Below are 20,593 nucleotides of genomic sequence, written 5' to 3' on the forward strand. Positions count from 1 at the left end.
TGGTCATCGCGGGTCGAAATTTATAACCCGTATTGATCTAATATGGCGCTCCCGACAGGATTCGAACCTGTGACCTATCCCTTAGGAGGGGATCGCGCTATCCAGCTGTGCCACGGGAGCGTGGAGCTATCATACTATATTCTTTTGCAATGTTAAGCTTTAACTTACTGATTTAAAGTTGCTTGTGCATAACGTCACCAATTTGAATACTACCAGCAAGTTCGGGCTGATCAACGGTGAGTTCTGCTTCATTCTCATAAACCCGTGACACTGTGAGTGTGATGTTTGACTCGGTGACCTTATTACGAGGGATACCTCTTTGATCTATGAATGAACTTGTGTGCCAAAGTTTGAGCTTATCTCCTTGGGTAACGCCATGGATCCTACCAAGATCCATAGTTAGCACTTTATCCCATTTGGCAATAATTTCCGGCAATGTTATTTTGCATGAGACTTCCGATTCGAGGTCCAGCATGATATTTTGGCTGACTCTCAGCATCATCTCCCCATATGTTGATGCCCAAAACCGTGCACTTTTAGTATCGACTTGACTTGTTTTAGGGAACGGCCATCTGGCAACTTCACGGTAGTTCTTGTTATAGACTTCATTGCCAGTCTTACCATCGAAGACGGTCATATCAAGCGCAAATTGACGGTTTATATTGTCCTCTTGAAGTAACTTTTGTTCTATGGTTGCCGTTAAATCGGTGATCACACCACCTATTATGTATTGTGCACCAGTGTCTTGAGCTATCATTTTTAGTCGTTCTGGATTGCGCTTACTAATTTCATAGTCGGTTGTACCTACAGAGACAAAGTTACTCGACTGTATGCTTAATTGCCGATTGATAACAGTCGCAAAGTCATCTCCAACGTCATAGATTTGGCCCATAACAGCTTGCTTAGGGGAGGCTAAATCGATATTGCCGACTAAGAAGGTCTTTTTGTATTGACTGAGGTGGCAAGCTGTTGCCGACGGGTATATGTCCATGCGAGCTTTGACATACATAACACCATTACGGATTTTCTGTTCATCAATTAGAATGTAACGTATTTCAGTATTACTGAGTTGATATTCTTTGCGCTTGCTTTCTAATATTGGCCTGATATTCGCGATACTGCCTATATCAGCTCCAGAGAAGCTAACTGCTTTGAATATGGCATCTTCTAACGCGTGAATGCGTGCAACCTCTTCAGAAGCGACGACAGTTGCTCGACCTGTTACTTCGTACCATCCTGCCCATACCAATGTGGGGCAAAGTACTAGATAAAAGGTTGAAACTATTTTAAAAAACGTCTTTTTCATCGTATATTTCCAAACTGGTTCACTTTTTGCATTTATTTCGTTAGCTGATTTAGGTGTTGCCGCTCTATGTAGTGACAGATATAGAAAAGCAAAGAATGTTCCACTTTGGTATCTGAGATATAAGGTGGCACAGATAGAAGCCTAAAATGTATCGGAGATTATAATATGAAAAAGTGGCTAACGCTTGTGCCTGTGGTGCTTCTTACCTCTTGTGCTTACGCACCTGTATACAATGGTAAGGAACCTTACCCAGGCTCTCAATTTATGTTGATGGAGAGTCCGCGTCATACTCTTGACTTTTTTATCGAAAGTATGACTGAAGATTTGATAGTCTCAAATACAAGTGTCTCTGCCCGGACACCGATTGCCGTTACATCATTTGTGGATTTGCAAAGTATGGATGCAACTAACTGGCTGGGTAACTCTGTTTCTGAAGGCTTTATTCATCAGTTTCAGCGCAGAGGCTTCAAGGTTGTCGACTATAAAACAACAGGCTCGATTCAAGTGACTAGCCAAGGTGACTTTGCGTTTAGTCGCGATTGGAAGGATCTTGCCCAAGAACAGGATATTCAATATGTACTCACTGGCACCATGCTTCGCCAGGAAGGAGGAGTATTAGTTAATGCTCGTGTGGTTGGCATGCAGTCACGGGTTGTGGTTGCAACGGCTCAAGGCTTTCTGCCTGCGGATAGAATTGGCCGAGATCTAGACACGCTTAACAGTATCCGAGATGAAGATGGTGTTTTGATTCGCTCTGACCCTACAATAAGGCAGCCATATACCGTTATTCTTCGTCCATAGGGAGTCGTGATGAATAAAATTCTTTTTTTGGCCGTTATCTTTATGATGGTGGGATGTCAGCCTTTGCAAAATATGCGTGCTGATGATTGGCTCACTGCGGTGGGATACGCCAATATCAGTGAACAAAAGGGGAGAACCGACGAGGAACGTCAAGTTAGAGCGATGCGTGCCTCTAAAATAGATGCTTACCGTGAATTAGCTGAGCAGGTCTACGGGATGCGTGTTAGTGGTAGGGCAGACTTAAAAGATCAGAGGCTTGGGACGGAGCTTACATCTGGTGCGGTCGATGGTGTTATTCGTGGCGCTGAGGTGGTACGCAGTTATAAAGTTGGTGACAGCTATGTGACAGAGTTACGCCTCGATATCAAGAAAATGAATAAGCTTCGCGATTATGGTGAAGTGGAAGTGGTGCCTGAAAAACGTCAACAAACCCTTTTCTAATTCATAATATTTTATTGTAGAGCGGCAAAACTGTCGCTTTAACCATGAATCAGGCTTTGATGTTTGTACCTAGCGTGGTTACATTTTTAGTTTGCCCGTCAGCATTATAAGTCATTCCTAGTTTACCTTGACTCTGTTGCATAAGATTATTCAGTTTATTAAAACTCATCTGTGCTCGTTGCAAGGCTTCGCCATTGACAATATTTGCTTGTTGGCAATCGGCTATAGTAGCTCGGATTTCTTCGACTAGAGGGCTCAAATTTGGGTCAGTTGTCAAGCTTGCTACATCAGGGTGTTGCCCGATCCGCTCGTCAGTTTGCTGTAGTTTAGTTATGAGGGATAACTTTTCAGTGGCTAGTTGTTCTATGTCTTTTGCAGATCGTGCTGTGATTGCGAGTTTTTCTTTTTCGAGAATATCAGATAGCTCATGGGCACTTTGTAGCTGAAATTCGATTAAACTGCTCAAGGATGCCATGATAAACGCTCTCTATTCCAAACCACCAAGTTCTTGTTCGAACTTGATCATATTATCGGCTAATTTTTGAGGGTCTACGCTATATGAACCATTAGCAATGGCCTCTTTAATTGCGGCAACTTTAGCCTGATCAAAGCTTGGTTGATTAGCTAGCTGGGAATGCATTTCACCAACAGCTTTACCCTGTTTGCTAAGGGATACTGAGTCCTGAGCGACATCTGACTTTTTTGTTGAACCAGAGTCAGCAGAGGCACTACTTTCGTTACGTGCAGTGCTCTTGGAAGAGGTCGTGACCGTCTGCCCTGAGCGTATGTTATCAATGCCTGCCATATATTCGAGCCTTTCGTAAATGAAATCTTGTACTGTCGATATCGACCGAAGCGAGCAATACTTTAGGAACTTTTTGATTGTTCAAAAAATAACCGTAACTTCGGCAATGCCAGTTACCCTACCTTCAATTATACGGTTGGATTTGCTATTTTTCACTCTAATCTGCTCACCATGTGTGCCATCTGTGAGTGCGGTGCCTTTAGTTGTGATGGTCATACCAGACTTTTGAGCCTTGATAGTCACAGTTTCATTGCGGCATACAACACAAACATCACTGCTTTCTACGACTTCTCCACTTCTAAGGTTTTTTTTGGTTTTAGCTCCAATAATGTCTTCAATATTTGAAAAGCCTTGTCGCCTTACACGTTGCAAGTCTACCATATTGATAGTCAGGTCTTGTGCTGAGATTGTTTGACCTCGACTGATCGGACCTGTGGTTGTGACTTGTGGGCCAGTCCTCGAGAGTCTTACTGGAACGTATAATTTCCAGTTCTCTTCACTACACTCAACTAGCACAGTGATGTTACTTGCACTAGGGTTTGTAGAAGAAGAAGAAGTTTTTAGTGGAGCAGGACAGTCGGTAACAAAAATACGATTATCAATGTTCGCTGCCTTTGCTAGTAATGTTCCACCTGGTGGCCACTCTATATTCGTAAGAATGTAGTTCTCTGCAGCTTGTTGAATAATAATGGTCTGTTCAGAGGTGGCTGAAGATGATGAAAAACTAAAGAAAAGGCATAAAAAAGCGACAGACTTGTAAAACTTTTTACAGAAAGCTCTACAATTAGTTATGGAAAATGAGCATAAATGTAAATTATGGTATGTCATTCTGCTTCTCTGGTTTTATTAGCCTTTTAGTAGACTATCATTTTATACCATGAAAGTTTGAAATGGAGATGGGCTTATGTCGGGTATTCTTGATTCGGTGAATCAGCGCACGCAACTCGTGGGTCAAAACCGATTGGAACTTTTAACATTTCGCTTGATGGGACGTCAACGCTACGGCATTAATGTCTTCAAAGTGAAAGAAGTACTTCAGTGCCCGACACTAACTATGATGCCCAATTTGCACCACCTTGTTAAAGGGGTGGCCCACATTAGAGGGCAAACCGTTTCCGTCATAGATATGAGTCTTGCCATAGGTGGAAGACCGACAGAAGATGTCGAGAAGGCGTTTGTTGTTATTGCTGAATTCAACCGAACCATACAGGCCTTTTTGGTTACATCTGTAGAGCGCATTATCAACATGCACTGGGAAGCGATATTGCCTCCTCCTGATGGGTCAGGCAAGGGTAACTATTTAACAGCAGTCACGAATATTGATAACGAGCTTGTAGAAATCCTCGATGTTGAGAAAATATTGATGGAGATTGCTCCCATTGATGAGACAATGGATTCAACAATCGGTGATGAAATTGCACAAGTACAGTCGGAAAAAGAGGTAGTTCGACGTATACTTATCGCTGATGATTCTACCGTAGCACGTAAACAGGTAGAGCGTGCAGTCGTCTCTATTGGGTTTGAGGTCGTATCGGCCAAAGACGGCAAGGAAGCCTATGACAAATTGATTGAAATGGCTGCCGAAGGGAGTATTTACGAACAAATTTCACTTGTCATTTCAGATATCGAGATGCCAGAAATGGACGGTTACACGTTGACAGCGGAAGTGCGACGAAATCCGGATCTGAAAGACTTGTATGTTATTCTTCACTCATCACTCAGTGGTGTTTTTAACCAGGCCATGGTCGAACGTGTTGGAGCAAATGCCTTCATTGCGAAATTCAACCCTGATGAGCTTGGTAATGCGGTGAAAGCTGCGCTTACTGATTAAAGAGAAATAAATGACAGCAATAACTATAAGCGATCAAGAATATCGTGATTTCAGCCGTTTCCTCGAATCTCAATGTGGTATCGTATTGGGTGACAGCAAACAATATCTAGTAAGAAGCCGTCTCAGCCCACTAGTTACGAAATTTAAGTTAAGTTCTTTGTCTGATTTGCTCAGCGACGTAGTGTCTGGACGCAACAGAGATCTTCGAGTTGCAGCGGTTGACGCTATGACAACCAACGAAACACTTTGGTTTCGTGATACCTATCCTTTCGAAGTGCTGGCGAATAAACTCTTGCCTGAAGCTGCTGAGAATAAAAGACCTATAAAAATTTGGTCTGCGGCAAGCTCTTCCGGACAAGAGCCATATTCTATGGCTATGACTATTCTTGAAACTCAACAACGAAAACCAGGATTGATACCAAATGTGTCGGTTACGGCAACCGATATATCAGCCAGTATGTTGGATATGTGCCGTGCTGGAATATACGACAACTTAGCCTTGGGCCGTGGGTTATCTCCAGAGCGACGTAAAAACTTTTTTGAAGACGCGGGTGATGGTCGGATGAAGGTTAAGGACAATGTTAAACGTTTGGTCAACTTCCGTCCTCAAAACTTAATGGAAAGCTATTCGTTGCTTGGTAAGTTTGACATCATTTTTTGTCGCAACGTACTTATCTATTTTTCTCCAGAGATGAAATCCCAAGTCCTAAACCAAATGGCTGCTAGTTTGAACCCTGGCGGGCATTTATTACTAGGTGCTTCCGAATCGTTAACGGGTTTAACGGACTGTTTCGAAATGGTTAGGTGCAATCCAGGGATCATTTATAAGCTCAAATAGAGCTAACCGCTAATAGATAAAGCCCAGCATAGTGTGCTGGGCTTTATACGTTTATCGAGTGCCAAAGCGGAAGCTATACTCACAATTGGTTATCTATAAAGAAACTTGGTGCGTAAATTGCTCCTAAGTTTGTGAACAAATAAATTAGGTTAAATGCAAAGTTGGTATATTAATTGCTTTTAATTCTAATAGTATCGGTCAGTTCTTTTTGTAGAGGTTAACATGGCTATATCTTTCAATAACGCATTAGGTATCCACCAACACACGGTTGGTGTACGCGCTCGCAATGCAGAGGTGATATCCACCAATATTGCTCAAGCCAACACACCTGGCTTTAAATCGAAAGGTATGGACTTTCAAAGGGCATTGCAGGCGGCAACATCAGGGGCAAGTATCGGACTTAGTCGTACTGATGGTCGGCATATTCCTGCCTCTACTCAAGTGACAGGGGAAATGTTATACCGACTTCCTACACAACCTGATACGGGTGATGGAAATACGGTGGATGTTGATTTGGAACGTAATTTGTTTATGCAAAATCAAATCAGACACCAAGCTTCGCTGGATTTCTTGGGTAGTAAATTCAGGAACTTAACCAAGGCTATCAAAGGGGAGTAATTAGATGAGCTTATTTAATGTATTCAATGTGACAGGATCTGCGATGAGTGCTGAGTCTGTTCGTCTAAATACTACTTCGAGTAACTTGGCGAACGCCGACAGTGTCTCTAGTTCGGCTAAAGACACATACAAAGCTCGTCATGCGGTGTTTGGAGCCGAACTCAGCAAAGCCAAGTACGGTCGTGAAGATACAGTGCCAGTCCAAGTTTTAGGTATTGTTGAGAGCAACAAGCCACTTGATGCTGAGTATAACCCTGAACATCCTTTGGCTAATGACGACGGTTTTATCTACAAGCCCAATGTCAATGTGATGGAAGAAATGGCGAATATGATATCTGCTTCTCGTTCATATCAAACGAACGTTCAAGTTGCAGATGCAAGTAAACAAATGCTGCTGCGTACGCTGCAGATGGGTCAATAAGGATAGGGGGTAACATATGGCCGGAGACATTAACAATGTTGGTCAAAGTGGCTTGTCCTATGTTGATCAGCTTAAACAGCTTCAAGACAAAAGCAAACCAGATGAGACAACAGGTAAGCAAGATCTAAAACAGGAAGATTTCTTATCTTTGCTCACTAAGCAGCTGTCACAACAAGACCCGTTTAAGCCGGTTAGCAATGACCAAATGATTGCACAGATGGCCTCATTCGCGACGGTAGATGGTATCGGTAAAATGAATAATCAGTTTGAAACACTGAATTCTTCGATGACATCAAACCAAGCGCTTCAGGCATCATCACTTGTTGGACGAGATGTACTTATCCCAGGCTCTACAGGAGTAAAAACCGGTGATGGCCAAATGGCCGCTATGGTTAAACTCCCTCAAGCTGTCGATAGTTTGATGGTGAGAGTAGAAAACCAAATGGGGCAATTGATCCGAACTTTTGATGTAGGATCTAAGCCAGGCGGTGATAGCCGCGTTGTTTGGGATGGTAAAGATCAAAACGGTAATCCATTGCCGGCTGGCAAATACAATGTGAAAGCATCGGGTTTGCTAGACGGGCAGGCGAAAGAGTTCGAAGTGTCGACTTACGCTAATGTAAATAGTGTCCTGCTTGGTAAGGGTGATGGAAACGTACTACTCAATCTGGCTGGCTTTGAATCGCCAGTTCGACTTGCTGAAGTACTAGAAGTTGGAAAGGCGTAGCAACGCTAGCTAGATAGGAGATTTGGAATGTCTTATGTTGCACTAAGCGGTTTATCCGCAGCTCAGTTAGATCTGAATACAACCAGTAATAACATTGCCAACGCCGCAACCTATGGCTTTAAAGAGTCTCGCGCGGAATTTGGGGATGTATATTCGAATTCACTGTTCACTCATGCGAAAACGACACCGGGTCAAGGTGTACAGGCAGCAAAAGTTGCCCAGCAGTTTCATGAGGGTTCAAGTATTTATACCAACAACCCTATGGATCTTAGGATCTCAGGTACAGGCTTTTTCTCGGTTGCTAAAGATCGCCTACAGCCATCTACAAACGAGCTGACAAGAAATGGTTCGTTTCATTTAAACAAAAACAATTACATGGTCACAGCGAATGATGAGTTTTTGCTAGGCTATCAAGTCAATAAAGACACAGGCGATGTCTTATCATACGAAGCATCAGCTATCAATATTCCCAAAGAATTTGGTAAGCCCAAGCAGACTGCAAATATTGAGGTTGGTTTTAACTTACCAGCAGGCGCTCCCTTAAAAGATCCTGCTCTATTTGACATCACAGATCCAGAAACGTACAACCGTTCCACTTCTTCGTCTATCTATGATTCTATGGGACAATCGTACAAGTTGACATCATATTATCTTAAGGACGCGACACAGCCTAATACATGGCTGACCTACTATACTGTGACAGACTCTGACGGAGAAAAACCCATAAATATTGTTGGCGGTGATACAACCTCGCCAACAGGCCAAGTTGGACATACGCTTAAGTTTAACAATGATGGTACTTTGGCAAGTTTGAATAATGGCCAGGATATTGTTACAGAGCCGTTAGGAACGGGAGCTAACCCGGTAAACCTTAACGGTGCAGATGAAACCCAAATATTGGCATTCGGATTAAAAGACGCGACACAATTTGCCGCCCCATTTGAGTTAACCAAATTTGATGAAGATGGTGCGACAACTGGCTTTTTGACCAAAGTTGATTTCGATGAAAACGGTAGTGTTCTTGGTACTTATTCGAATGGCGAAAATATTATTTTAGGACGGGTCGCTTTGGTTCGTGTTGCTAATGAACAAGGCCTTGATAAAAAAGGCAGCACTCAGTGGGATGCAACGCAGTTTTCTGGCGATAAAATCTGGGGTGAGTCGAATAAAGGATCGTTTGGTAGTATTTCAAGTGGTACTTTGGAGCAATCGAATATTGATATGACTCAAGAATTGGTTGATTTGATAACGGCGCAAAGAAACTTCCAAGCGAACTCTCGCTCTTTGGAAGTCCACAATCAAACCCAACAAAATATCCTACAAATTCGCTAGTTTAATTTGTAATAACTTTAAATCATTGATTAAAAAATTAGTTCGAGCTGGTGGCAAATGCCAGCTCACTTTTTGCCACCTCCGGCAATTATATTCATCTTTAGCTCTCTCCTTTTATTATCGACTAACTCTAACTACCTAATGTAAGTCTAACTCAAACTTGGCTCGAAATTTGCTTTTCTTTAGTTAAGTGAATGATGATTGTTGGAGTAAATTATGGATCGCGCACTGTTTCTTGCCATGAGTGGCGCTAAGCAAAATATGCAAGCAATGCAGCTTAGAGCCAACAACTTGGCAAATGTCAGCACAACAGGCTTTAGGTCAGATCTTGCGCAAGCTCGTTCCATGCAAGCGTATGGTGAAGGTATGCCAAGCCGAGTATTTAGCATGACAGAGCGTCCCGGGCATAACTTTCAACAAGGTAGTGTCATTACTACGGGCCGAGACTTAGACGTCACTATCCAAGATCAAGGTTGGATTGCCGTTCTAGACAGCATGGGTAAAGAGGGGTTGACTCGAAACGGCAATCTGAATATTGATGTTAATGGCTTGCTTACTACTGGGGGCGGCAACTTAGTACTCGGTGAGACAGGGGCTCCCATTACTGTCCCTATTCCAGTGAGCAAAATTGAAGTGGGCAGTGATGGCACGATTTCTGTTGTCCCTCAAGGAGCTCCAGCAGATGCTATAGAGATTGTTGATCGTATTAAGCTAACCAGCACTAATAACCGTTCCTTGTATAAAGATGTTAATGGAGTATTTCGCTCCAAAGACCCAAATGCTGTATATGAGACAGACGCCAATGTGAAACTGCTGACCGGAGCGTTGGAAGGCAGTAACGTTAATGCTATTGGGGAAATGACCAATCTTATTGATCTTCAGCGTCAGTTCGAAATGCAGGTCAAAATGATGAGTACAGCGGAAGATATGGACAAAGCCTCAGACACTTTGCTTCGTATGAGCTAACCAAAGGATTAGGAGAGAATTATGCATCCGGCACTATGGGTAAGTAAGACTGGCTTAGACGCTCAGCAAACCAATATACAGACCATTTCAAACAACTTGGCAAATGCTTCCACGGTTGGGTATAAAAAAAGCAGAGCGGTATTTGAAGATTTGTTTTACCAAAATATCAACCAGCCTGGAGGGCAATCTTCACAAAATACTGAGTTACCAAGTGGTTTAATGTTAGGCGCGGGTTCCAAGGTGGTTGCCACGCAGAAAGTCCATACACAGGGAAACACACAAACGACCAATAACAGTTTGGATATGATGATCGAAGGTGATGGATTCTTCCAGATTCTGATGCCAGATGGCAACATTGGATACAGCCGTAATGGTCAATTCACCGTCAATGATGAGGGGGTGATTGTCACCTCTGGAGCAGGATATCCTCTGGAACCAGAGATTGCCATACCAGAGGATGCTATCAGTATAACCGTTGGCACCGATGGTGAAGTGTCAGTTCGCATTCGAGGTCAACAAGACAACCAAGTTTTGGGGCAAATAACAACCGTTGATTTCATTAACCCTGGTGGTCTTGAGCCTATTGGTCAAAACTTGTACTTGCCAACTGGAGCGAGTGGTGATCCTCAAGAAGGAGTACCTGGCTTTGATGGCTTTGGCGATCTTCGTCAATCTATGCTTGAAACCTCTAATGTCAATGTTACAGAGGAATTGGTTAACATGATAGAAGCTCAGCGTGTCTACGAAATGAACTCTAAAGTTATTTCAGCCGTGGATAAAATGATGAGCTTTGTTAATCAGCAATTGTAACTCTCGGGTAATAGGAAATTTATTATGAGTCGAATACTGACGATTATTACATTGGCCTTATTATCAGGTTGCTCTATGTTACAACCCCCTGAAGAGACTTCTGACATTGTTCAGGGGACAACGACGGTGGATGCGGTTGAAGGTGATAAGTCAGAGGATGAAAGCTCAGGCATTATTGATACATTACGTGGTCGAACTGATCCTGTCGCGGGCGATCCTGCGTGGGCACCTATTCACCCTAAACATCAGCCAGAGCACTATGCGGCAGAAACAGGGTCTTTGTTCAACGTTGGCCGCACATCTAGCTTGTACGATGATTCTAAACCTAGAGGTATTGGTGATATCATTACGGTAACATTAGATGAGAACACTAAAGCAGCAAAAAGTGCTGATGCAGACTTGTCTAAAAACAATGATGCTTCAATGGATCCGCTCGAGGTCGGTGGGCAACAACTTAATATTGGCGATTATAACTTTTCCTATAATTTGAGTAATGACAATTCATTCAGTGGCAGTGCTGCAGCGAATCAAAGCAACAGTATCTCAGGTTCGATTACAGTGGAAGTGATTGAAGTCCTCGCGAATGGTAATTTGATCATTAGAGGAGAGAAGTGGCTTTCGCTCAATACGGGTGATGAATACATTAGACTTAGTGGCACAATAAGGCCTGATGATATTTCACGTGAAAATACTATAGCTTCCAATCGTATTTCTAATGCTCGAATCCAATACTCTGGTACGGGCACTCAGCAAGACATGCAAGAACCTGGATTCTTGGCACGATTCTTTAATGTCGCTTTGTAGAGTCATCTAATGTCGACGTTTTGGCGCTAGGGCATCCAGTGAAGGTAATCTGATGAAAATATTATTACTACTATTAACCAGCATAACTATGGTGGCAACACAAGCTAGTGCCGCGAGGATTAAAGATATTTCTCAAGTGGCTGGGGTACGAGCAAACCAATTAGTCGGATACGGATTAGTGACTGGATTGCCAGGAACGGGCGAATCCACCCCTTTCACAGACCAAAGTTTTAATGCCATGTTGGAGAATTTTGGTATCCAACTTCCAGCGGGTACTAAGCCTAAATCTAAAAACGTGGCAGCCGTAATTGTTACCGCAGAGCTAGCAGCGTTTGCCAAACAGGGGCAAACGATAGATGTTACTGTCACTTCTATTGGTGCTGCAAAAAGCTTGCGTGGTGGAACCCTGATGCAGACGATGCTTAAAGGGGTCGATGGGCAAGTTTATGCCGTTGCTCAAGGAAATCTCGTCGTTAGTGGCTTTAGTGCTACAGGTGCAGATGGTTCAAAGATTGTTGGTAACAACCCGACCGCAGGTATGATATCAAATGGAGCGATAGTCGAACGGGAAATCCCTTCTCCATTTGGCCGTGGTGATTATATCACCTTTAACTTGCTCGAATCAGATTTTACCACTGCGCAGCGTATGGCTGATGCCGTTAACAATTTCTTGGGACCTCAGATGGCTCAACCCATTGATGCCACCTCAGTCAAAGTGCGTGCACCCAGAGATATATCACAAAGAGTGTCGTTTTTATCTGCAATCGAGAATCTAGAATTCGACCCTGCGGAAGGATCAGCGAAAATCATAGTGAATTCTCGTACTGGTACTATAGTGGTCGGAAAGCATGTTCGCTTAAAACCTGCTGCTGTTACCCACGGTGGCATGACGGTTGCGATAAAAGAGAATCTTAATGTCAGTCAGCCCAATGCATTTGGTGGTGGAGAGACAGTCGTTACGCCAGACACAGATATTGAAGTGACAGAAAAGCAAGGGAAGATGTTTAAATTTGAACCTGGGTTAACACTTGACGACCTTGTACGAGCAGTTAATGAGGTTGGCGCTGCACCATCTGACTTAATGGCTATTTTACAAGCATTAAAGCAGGCCGGTGCTATTGAAGGTCAACTGATCGTTATTTAGGAGTCGTTATGATTAATAATGGTAAGGATATTGGATTTATCCATGACATTGCGAACCTTGATAAACTTCGTCAGAAAGCGGTTGATGGCGATGAAAATAGCGAAAAAGAAGCGCTAAGTGCTGCAGCTAAGCAATTTGAGTCGATCTTTACAACCATGCTACTTAAGTCAATGAGAGATGCTAACTCAACTTTTGAATCTGGGTTAATGGATAGTCAAAATCAACAGTTTTACCGTCAAATGATGGATGAGCAAATGGCGAGTGAGTTGAGTTCTTCTGGCTCTCTTGGTTTAGCTGATATGATTGTTGCTCAGTTGTCTTCTGGTTCAGTTGAAAACCCCAATGCAAAAGCTCGTGAAGTCAATTTTGAGGCTATGATGAGAAAGATTGATAATATTCGTCAGCCTAAGCCAGTTTCAAGCTCTGTTCCTATCGAGCGTTCAGAAATAGCAAGTTCCCAGTCATTCGACTCTCCTCAGTCCTTTGTAAATACAATGAAGCCCTATGCGGAAAGAGCTGCTCGAGCTCTGGGCGTGGATTCTTCTCTGATATTGGCCCAAGCCGCTCTTGAAACAGGCTGGGGGAAAAAAGTCATTGCCAATACCCGTGGAAGTAGTCATAACTTATTTAACATTAAGGCTGATAAACGATGGACTGGCGATAAAGTCGCAACTCAAACGCTCGAATATCATCAAGGTATTCCGGTGAAAGAAAATGCGGCATTTAGGTCATACTCGAGCTTTGAAGATAGCTTTAACGATTATGTCCAATTTTTGAACGATAACCCTCGATATAATTCAGCTCTGCGTCACCAAGGGAACAATGAGAGCTTTATTAGAGGAATTCATCAAGCTGGTTATGCCACAGACCCTGAATATGCTGACAAAGTTTTGAAAGTCAAAGCTCAAATTGAGCAGATGTAATTACTTATTCAGCATAGACATCACGAGTAAAAACGGCAAAAGTCATTATTTTCGACCTCCACCTATCGATATTAGCGATAAGGTTTCCGCATCCTATATCCCTCCACTTGGCACGTATATTGCTGAATAATTAGTTAAGATATTCAGTTGTACTGCTTTTAAGGTTTTACTGGGGGGCGACATGGCATCTGATCTACTGAACCTTGGTGCGCAAAGCGTACTTACGGCTCAGAGACAACTCAACACCACTGGACACAATATCTCTAATGTTAATACAAAGGGTTATAATCGCCAGTCGGTCATACAAGGCACGAACATGCCGCATCAATACGGTGGGGAAACCTATGGTATGGGTGTTCATGTGGACAAAGTTCGCCGCTCTTGGGATCAATTTGCCGTTAATGAACTGAATCTTTCTACCACTAACCATGCCAATAGAGTTGATGACGAAGAAAACTTAGAAATGCTATCTAGCATGCTAGACTCTGTTGCTTCGAAAAAAATACCCGAAAATCTTAATGAATGGTTTGATGCGGTTAAATCATTAGCTGATAGCCCCAATGATGTGGGTGCTCGAAAAGTAGTACTCGAAAAAGCAGAGCTGATTACCCAAAACCTCAATGACTTTCATGAAACAGTGCGCTTGCAATCAGATATAGCGAATAAAAAGCTGGACCTTGCTATTGAGCGTGTTAACCAATTGGCCATAGAGATAAGGGATATGCATCGCTTGATGATGCGAACACCTGGCCCACACAACGATCTTATGGATACACACGAAAAGCTCATTGCAGAGCTTTCTGAATATACAAAAGTGACGGTGACACCAAGAAAAAATGCCGAAGGCTTTAACGTTCATATTGGTAACGGTCATACCTTAGTATCCGGCACAGAAGCTAGTCAGCTAACGATGATCGATGGCTATCCTGATGTCCATCAGCACAGATTAGCGATGATTGAAGGGAAAGGACTTAAAGCCATCACGACAAGAGATATCGATGGCAAAATTGGCGCCATGTTATCAATGCGTGATGAGAAAATCCCTTACTTGATGGATGAATTGGGAAGGATGACGACGGCTTTTTCTCATGATATTAACCAACTTCAATCTCAGGGATTGGACTTACGAGGTAATATTGGCGGCTTGATGTTTACCGATGTTAACTCTCAAGTAGTGGCTAAATCCCGAGTGGTGACATCATCAAACTCTACTGCAGATATCGAAGTATATATTGAAGACCTTGGCCGCTTGATCGGAGGAGAATACTCGCTTCAATATACAGATGGCGACTATTACATTACGCGCCCAAATGGACAGCAATCCATAGTGCCTATCATAGGTAACTCAATTGCCATAGATGGGATACGGATTGATATAAAGAATGGCCTTCAAGCCGGAGAAAGAGTGCTAATCAGGCCGACTCGAAACGCGGCAGCACAAATTAAAATGGAGACTAATGATCCTTCGGAAATTGCAGCACAAAGCTATGAAGCATCCACTACCTTCGCTCAAGGTAGTGCAGAGTTTTTCATCGTTAATGCTGGTGATTTACGCGAATTTGAGGTCATTATCTCACCTAATGGCCAGCAGTTCGCTGTTACTGATACGGACGGAAATATTCTCTTAGCACCTCAGCCTTATCCGCCGTCTGGTCCTGTTACCGTTTTAGGTACTTCGTTCGCAATTACGCCGGGAGCATTACCCAATGATAAGTTTACGGCAAACCTTGTCCCCTCTGAAGGTGATAACGGCAACCTTTTGAATATGCAGGATATTCAAACTAAAAAGCATTTGAATGATGGTGAATCCACAGTATTAGATCTCTATCATAACCTGAATACGGATGTCGGGCTGCAAATGTCTACCGCTTCACGTCTAACTGATGTATCGCGATTAGAGAAAGAGACGGCGCAAGAACGCATAGCCACTATTTCGGGTGTGAATCTCGATGAAGAGGCAGCCAATATGATGAAATTTCAGCAAATATACATGGCTTCTTCACGTATCATGCAGGCTTCCAATGATACTTTTAACGCCATCTTGGCATTGAGATAGGAGGCAGATAAATGATGACTCGAATTTCTAGCTTCCATAACTATGAGGCCGTACAGAATGATATCCGTCGCCAAGAGTCCAAAATACATCACAATCAAGCCCAATTAGCGTCGGGTAAGAAGTTATTAACGGCAAGTGATGAGCCACTGGCGACCCATTACATTCAAAACATCGGTCAACAGAATGAGCAACTACGTCAGTTTACGGATGCCATTGTCCTAAGCCGAAATCGCCTTGAGCATCACGAAGTGATTATTGCAAACGCTGAACAATATGCCGATGAAGCCAAGCGTACTGTCATGGAAATGATCAATGGTTCTTTAGCTCCTGAAGATCGGCTTGCCAAACGGCGCGAGTTGCAGGAGCTGGCGAATAACTTTCTAAATTTGTCTAACGTACAAGACGAAATTGGCAACTATATCTTTGCCGGAACTAAGCCTAAAAACCAACCATTCTTTCGTGATAGAGATGGAAATATTTCTTACGCGGGTGATGATTATCAACGCAAGATGAAGGTTTCTAATAGCTTAGAAATTCCGATAAACGACCCTGGTAGCAAACTCTTCATGGAGATTGATAACCCACTGGGCGACTTCGAGCCAGAGTATGAATTAAATGAAGCCTCTGAATTGTTGCTAGAGCGAGCGACCAATTTTAATAGAGATGATCAGTCAGTCTATAAAGTAACCTTTGTCGATATGCCTGATGGAAATTTTGGCTACCAACTTGAGCGTGACGGAGCTGTGGTCAGCGCGGATACATTCAATCCGGTGACCGGTGTGAGATTTGAAGATATCACCATACAAATAAAGGGACAAATTACAAAGGGTGATTCAATAACACTCGTTCCGAGAAAAACTTACAGTATCTTTGATACCTTCAAGAAAGCAATGTTGCTATCGGAAGGCTCTGTCTCTGATGCATCGAATACGGCGAAGCTACATCAAGTTACCGAAGAATTTCATGCTGGATTTATTCATCTTAATGAAGCAAGGACAGATGTAGGGGCTCGCTTGAGTACTTTAGATATTCAAGAAGAGCAGCACGAAGATTTTAAACTTACGTTGGCCAAATCGAAGAGTACTTTTGAAGATCTGGATTACGCTGATGCTGTTATTGAGTTTAATGAAAACTCTAGAGCGCTTCAGGCATCTCATAAAGCCTTCGGAAAAACTAAAGAATTAACACTATTTAACTATATCTAGCTTTACTGCCATACGAGCTTTGCCGTATGTGCGAAGTAAGATATTACTTCTTGGTCAGAACATTGTTTGAAGCAGTGGCAACCAAGTGGCAAAGAGGCGGCAAGAAGTTTGCCGCAAGGGGTTATCGGCAAACCTCGTTAGGGAATAACCTATGCGTTTTTCCGATAACATATTGAAAAATATTGTGAAAATCATTTTTCTATTGATTGTTTAAAGTTGGCACACTACTTGTATTCTTGTAAGCAAGAGTTTAACTAGCAGGTTTTAAGTGGGTGTTACCTACTTAGCAAGTCATCTACGGTCAGTGCTTCCAACTGAGATTAAGCTGGCCGCTTCGCAAGTACTTGCGAACTCAATAGGAGAGCAGACTATGACCATTAATGTAAATACTAACGTATCGGCGATGACCGCCCAACGTTATTTAACTAAGTCGACGAATGACTTGAACACCTCGATGGAAAGACTTTCATCTGGGCACCGAATCAACAGTGCGAAAGACGATGCGGCCGGTTTACAAATATCTAACCGTTTGACAGCACAAAGCCGTGGCCTAGATGTGGCGATGCGTAACGCGAATGATGGTATCTCGATTTCGCAGACAGCAGAGGGTGCCATGAACGAATCAACCATTGTTCTGCAGCGAATTCGTGACTTGTCACTCCAATCGGCAAACGGTACCAACTCACTCTCTGAACGTATCGCTCTAAATGAAGAAGTTCTGGCATTGCAAGATGAATTGAACCGTATTGCTGAAACGACATCCTTCGGTGGACGTAAACTTCTGAATGGTTCATTTGGAGAGTCAGCTTTCCAAATAGGCGCAAGTTCTGGTGAAGCCATTATTATGGGCCTAACCAGTATCCGAGCTGATGAACCTAGAATGGGAGGCCAGTCATTCATTGCAGATCCACTGAAAGGTAAAGACAAAAACTGGGGCGTGCCAGCTACGGCAAGAGATATCAAGTTTGAGTTTACAACCAAAGCTGGTGAGGCCATTACCTTAGATATTCTTGCTAAAGAAGGCGATGATATCGAAGAATTAGCTACTTATATTAATGGTCAAACAGACAAAATAAGTGCTTCGGTTGACCAAGATGGTCGGTTGCAGGTTTTTGTCGCAGAGCCACACATTGAAGGTAACTTAAATATTTCTGGTGCTCTTGCTACCGAGGTTGGTTTAAGTGGTGGCCCAGGCCAGTTGACCACAGTTAGAGATATTGATGTCACAACGGCTGGTGGCGCACAAAATGCGGTGGGGATTGTCGATTCGGCGCTTAGATATATTGATTCTCAACGTGCTGACTTGGGTGCGAAGCAAAACCGACTAAGCCATAGTATTAACAACTTAGCCAATATTCAAGAAAACGTAGCGGCATCAAATAGCCGAATCAAAGACACTGACTTTGCAAAGGAAACAACCGCGTTAACCAAAGCACAGATATTGCAACAGGCAGGTACATCAATACTTGCTCAAGCAAAACAGTTGCCAAACTCTGCAATCTCGTTATTGCAGTAGTAGTGAATATCTTCACTAGCAGTATCCAGACGTGGATTAGTGAAGATGTTCCGGCAAGCATGGACTTCTAAGTATTAAGAGCTCTCTCACACTCGCTCTATTTACTTAAAGTCAATGCATACGGAAGCCAGGCTGTGATCATTTCTCTCGATCTCCACAATGGCGACCACAATAGCCCCGGTTCTCTCAAAGGAAAGGGGCTTTTCTTTTTTATCAGTAGTTTATCTTCAACTTTCTGGATAGATTCCACAGTGTCGTTTCTCCCCCCACCGACCAATAGCGTTAAATCTTTAGCTCACGATTCAATATTTGCAAGCCCGATCAACCTATTTATGTTTTCCTAGGTCACATAAAGGAATTTTATATTTAGTTCTAAAGTAAATTATTTCTGCGTCGTTAATAAGGGTACTTTGAGAGAACTTGGTTTACCGAGACGTCGGAAACCTTTCGAAACTTCCGGTCTACGGAAAATCAATAGGAGTAACCACTATGGCGGTTAATGTAAACACTAACGTTGCGGCTATGACGGCACAACGCTATTTGAATAGCGCGTCGGCTGCCCAACAAACCTCGATGGAGCGATTATCTTCAGGGTTTAAAATTAACAGTGCTAAGGATGACGCAGCTGGTATGCAGATTTCGAATCGCTTGGCTTCCCAAAGTAGGGGGCTTGATGTGGCGGTACGAAATGCCAATGACGGTATATCCATTACACAAACAGCTGAAGGTGCAATGAATGAAACGACCAACATTCTGCAGCGAATGCGAGATCTTTCCCTACAGTCAGCTAACGGTTCGAACTCGAAGTCTGAACGGATCGCTTTGCAAGAGGAGGTAACGGCACTAAATGATGAATTGAACCGTATTGCGGAGACAACATCTTTTGGTGGTAATAAACTTCTCAACGGTACTTATGCAACTCGCTCTTTCCAAATCGGTGCTGACAACGGTGAGGCTGTGATGCTCACGCTCGAGAACCTACGTAGTGATAATAGGATGATGGGCGGTAGTATTTATGTAGCGGCTGAGGCAAAAGATAAAGACTGGGGAGTTGATGCTGCGGCTAATGAGCTGACCATTGCTTTCACCGACGTCTTTGGTGAGGCCCAAAACATTACCATTAATGCTAAAGAAGGTGATGATATTGAGGAATTGGCAACCTATATCAATGGTCAAAATGATATGGTTAAAGCCTCGGTTGGGGATGATGGTAATATCCAGATATTCGCTGGAAACAATAAAGTGGATGGTGATCTGACATTTGGTGGCTCATTAGCTGGTGAACTTAACTTTGGTGCCGCTGAAGCAGTAACGGTTGACACCGTGGATATTACCTCAGTAGCTGGTGCCCAAGAAGCAGTGGCGATTGTTGATACTGCACTGCAGTTTGTCGATAGTCACCGAGCTGAACTTGGTGCATTCCAAAACCGTTTCAGCCATGCGATCAGTAACTTAGATAACATTAACGAAAATGTAAATGCATCTAAGAGCCGGATCAAAGACACAGATTTTGCCAAAGAAACCACTGCATTAACTAAATCTCAGATCCTTACTCAGGCATCGAGTTCTGTTCTTGCACAGGCAAAGCAAGCGCCCAACTCAGCGTTGGGGCTTCTAGGCTAAGAAAGTGATGTATTAGCAAATAGAAAGTCATGACTTTAAACAAAAATCCAGCGATTGCTGGATTTTTTATATCTTGATACTAGTCATTTAGTGCAGACTTGGCTAGAAAATCAAAGATATGATAGAAAATGGTGGCTACGACGGGATTTGAACCTGTGACCCCATCATTATGAGTGATGTGCTCTAACCAGCTGAGCTACGTAGCCATGTGAATAGATATTTTGTTTACATCTGAATGAGAAGAGTATGGCAGGTCTACCTGGATTCGAACCAGGGAATGACGGGATCAAAACCCGTTGCCTTACCACTTGGCGATAGACCTACAAGAGTTAACAAATATATGGTGCGGAAGGAGAGACTTGAACTCTCACACCTTGCGGCGCCAGAACCTAAATCTGGTGCGTCTACCAATTCCGCCACTTCCGC

General features: G+C 43.1%; 21 protein-coding genes and 4 tRNA genes. 17 read left to right on the forward strand and 8 right to left on the reverse strand.

Features of this window, described 5'->3' with window-relative positions:
- Positions 1-43: 43 nt before the first annotated feature.
- A tRNA-Arg gene (locus MHN79_RS17165) sits at positions 44-120 on the reverse strand.
- A gap of 52 nt (positions 121-172) precedes the next feature.
- The gene (locus MHN79_RS17170; RefSeq protein WP_239173883.1) at positions 173-1,306 is read right to left on the reverse strand and encodes a flagellar assembly protein FlgT; all 1,134 of its coding nucleotides are present in this window, start codon (positions 1,304-1,306) and stop codon (positions 173-175) included.
- A gap of 165 nt (positions 1,307-1,471) precedes the next feature.
- Between MHN79_RS17170 and MHN79_RS17175 the strand changes: the two genes are divergently transcribed.
- Positions 1,472-2,107, forward strand: a complete 636-nt coding sequence (locus tag MHN79_RS17175) for a FlgO family outer membrane protein (protein WP_239173884.1) — start codon at positions 1,472-1,474, stop codon at positions 2,105-2,107.
- Positions 2,108-2,116: 9 nt separating this feature from the next.
- A complete protein-coding gene (gene flgP, locus MHN79_RS17180; protein ID WP_114786779.1) occupies positions 2,117-2,548 on the forward strand; it encodes a flagellar assembly lipoprotein FlgP in 432 nt (143 codons plus the stop codon).
- Positions 2,549-2,597: 49 nt separating this feature from the next.
- Here flgP and flgN read toward each other — a convergent pair whose 3' ends face one another.
- The 3 genes from flgN to flgA form a co-directional block, all read right to left on the reverse strand.
- Positions 2,598-3,023 (reverse strand): flagellar export chaperone FlgN, encoded by a 426-nt coding sequence (gene flgN / locus MHN79_RS17185; RefSeq protein ID WP_239173885.1) that lies wholly within the window; start codon positions 3,021-3,023, stop codon positions 2,598-2,600.
- Positions 3,024-3,035: 12 nt separating this feature from the next.
- Positions 3,036-3,353 (reverse strand): flagellar biosynthesis anti-sigma factor FlgM, encoded by a 318-nt coding sequence (flgM, locus tag MHN79_RS17190; protein ID WP_160926226.1) that lies wholly within the window; start codon positions 3,351-3,353, stop codon positions 3,036-3,038.
- An 81-nt stretch (positions 3,354-3,434) separates the two neighbouring features.
- Positions 3,435-4,181 (reverse strand): flagellar basal body P-ring formation chaperone FlgA, encoded by a 747-nt coding sequence (flgA, locus tag MHN79_RS17195; protein WP_239173886.1) that lies wholly within the window; start codon positions 4,179-4,181, stop codon positions 3,435-3,437.
- 76 nt (positions 4,182-4,257) lie between these two features.
- On the opposite strand from flgA, the gene MHN79_RS17200 reads away from it, so the two are divergent.
- The 15 genes from MHN79_RS17200 (at position 4,258) to MHN79_RS17270 (ending at position 20,167) form a co-directional block, all read left to right on the forward strand.
- Positions 4,258-5,184, forward strand: coding sequence for a chemotaxis protein CheV (locus MHN79_RS17200; protein ID WP_239173887.1), 927 nt, complete (start codon positions 4,258-4,260; stop codon positions 5,182-5,184).
- A 10-nt stretch (positions 5,185-5,194) separates the two neighbouring features.
- On the forward strand, positions 5,195-6,022 hold the full coding sequence (locus MHN79_RS17205) for a protein-glutamate O-methyltransferase (RefSeq protein WP_114786784.1): 828 nt from the start codon (positions 5,195-5,197) through the stop codon (positions 6,020-6,022).
- Between the two features lie 222 nt (positions 6,023-6,244).
- The gene (flgB, locus tag MHN79_RS17210; RefSeq protein WP_114786785.1) at positions 6,245-6,640 is read left to right on the forward strand and encodes a flagellar basal body rod protein FlgB; all 396 of its coding nucleotides are present in this window, start codon (positions 6,245-6,247) and stop codon (positions 6,638-6,640) included.
- Between the two features lie 4 nt (positions 6,641-6,644).
- Complete coding sequence (flgC, locus tag MHN79_RS17215; RefSeq protein ID WP_114786786.1) at positions 6,645-7,061, forward strand: flagellar basal body rod protein FlgC; 417 nt, start codon at positions 6,645-6,647, stop codon at positions 7,059-7,061.
- Between the two features lie 16 nt (positions 7,062-7,077).
- A complete protein-coding gene (gene flgD, locus MHN79_RS17220; RefSeq protein WP_114786787.1) occupies positions 7,078-7,788 on the forward strand; it encodes a flagellar hook assembly protein FlgD in 711 nt (236 codons plus the stop codon).
- Between the two features lie 27 nt (positions 7,789-7,815).
- Positions 7,816-9,120 (forward strand): flagellar hook protein FlgE, encoded by a 1,305-nt coding sequence (flgE, locus tag MHN79_RS17225; protein ID WP_239173888.1) that lies wholly within the window; start codon positions 7,816-7,818, stop codon positions 9,118-9,120.
- A 216-nt stretch (positions 9,121-9,336) separates the two neighbouring features.
- Positions 9,337-10,086, forward strand: a complete 750-nt coding sequence (locus MHN79_RS17230; protein ID WP_239173889.1) for a flagellar basal body rod protein FlgF — start codon at positions 9,337-9,339, stop codon at positions 10,084-10,086.
- A 21-nt stretch (positions 10,087-10,107) separates the two neighbouring features.
- Positions 10,108-10,896 (forward strand): flagellar basal-body rod protein FlgG, encoded by a 789-nt coding sequence (flgG, locus tag MHN79_RS17235; protein ID WP_114786790.1) that lies wholly within the window; start codon positions 10,108-10,110, stop codon positions 10,894-10,896.
- A 24-nt stretch (positions 10,897-10,920) separates the two neighbouring features.
- Positions 10,921-11,700, forward strand: coding sequence for a flagellar basal body L-ring protein FlgH (gene flgH, locus MHN79_RS17240; RefSeq protein WP_160926234.1), 780 nt, complete (start codon positions 10,921-10,923; stop codon positions 11,698-11,700).
- Between the two features lie 52 nt (positions 11,701-11,752).
- The gene (locus tag MHN79_RS17245) at positions 11,753-12,844 is read left to right on the forward strand and encodes a flagellar basal body P-ring protein FlgI (protein WP_114786792.1); all 1,092 of its coding nucleotides are present in this window, start codon (positions 11,753-11,755) and stop codon (positions 12,842-12,844) included.
- An 8-nt stretch (positions 12,845-12,852) separates the two neighbouring features.
- Positions 12,853-13,767 (forward strand): flagellar assembly peptidoglycan hydrolase FlgJ, encoded by a 915-nt coding sequence (gene flgJ / locus MHN79_RS17250; RefSeq protein WP_239173890.1) that lies wholly within the window; start codon positions 12,853-12,855, stop codon positions 13,765-13,767.
- Between the two features lie 181 nt (positions 13,768-13,948).
- On the forward strand, positions 13,949-15,823 hold the full coding sequence (flgK, locus tag MHN79_RS17255; protein ID WP_239173891.1) for a flagellar hook-associated protein FlgK: 1,875 nt from the start codon (positions 13,949-13,951) through the stop codon (positions 15,821-15,823).
- An 11-nt stretch (positions 15,824-15,834) separates the two neighbouring features.
- Positions 15,835-17,028: a flagellar hook-associated protein FlgL gene (flgL, locus tag MHN79_RS17260; protein ID WP_239173892.1), complete on the forward strand. Its 1,194-nt coding sequence runs from the start codon at positions 15,835-15,837 to the stop codon at positions 17,026-17,028.
- Positions 17,029-17,398: 370 nt separating this feature from the next.
- Positions 17,399-18,544 carry a flagellin gene (locus MHN79_RS17265; RefSeq protein WP_114786796.1) on the forward strand — a complete coding sequence of 382 codons (1,146 nt, stop codon included), beginning with the start codon at positions 17,399-17,401 and terminating at the stop codon, positions 18,542-18,544.
- Positions 18,545-19,033: 489 nt separating this feature from the next.
- A complete protein-coding gene (locus MHN79_RS17270) occupies positions 19,034-20,167 on the forward strand; it encodes a flagellin (RefSeq protein WP_160926240.1) in 1,134 nt (377 codons plus the stop codon).
- A 129-nt stretch (positions 20,168-20,296) separates the two neighbouring features.
- On the opposite strand, the gene MHN79_RS17275 is transcribed toward MHN79_RS17270, so the two are convergent.
- The 3 genes from MHN79_RS17275 to MHN79_RS17285 all read right to left on the reverse strand — a co-directional run bounded on the left by MHN79_RS17275 (position 20,297) and on the right by MHN79_RS17285 (position 20,593).
- A tRNA-Met gene (locus tag MHN79_RS17275) sits at positions 20,297-20,373 on the reverse strand.
- Between the two features lie 41 nt (positions 20,374-20,414).
- Positions 20,415-20,489, reverse strand: a tRNA-Gln gene (locus MHN79_RS17280).
- 19 nt (positions 20,490-20,508) lie between these two features.
- Positions 20,509-20,593: transfer RNA gene (locus MHN79_RS17285), tRNA-Leu, on the reverse strand.

The organism is Vibrio sp. Of14-4 (assembly GCF_022347625.1).
GTDB lineage: Bacteria > Pseudomonadota > Gammaproteobacteria > Enterobacterales > Vibrionaceae > Vibrio > Vibrio pristinus.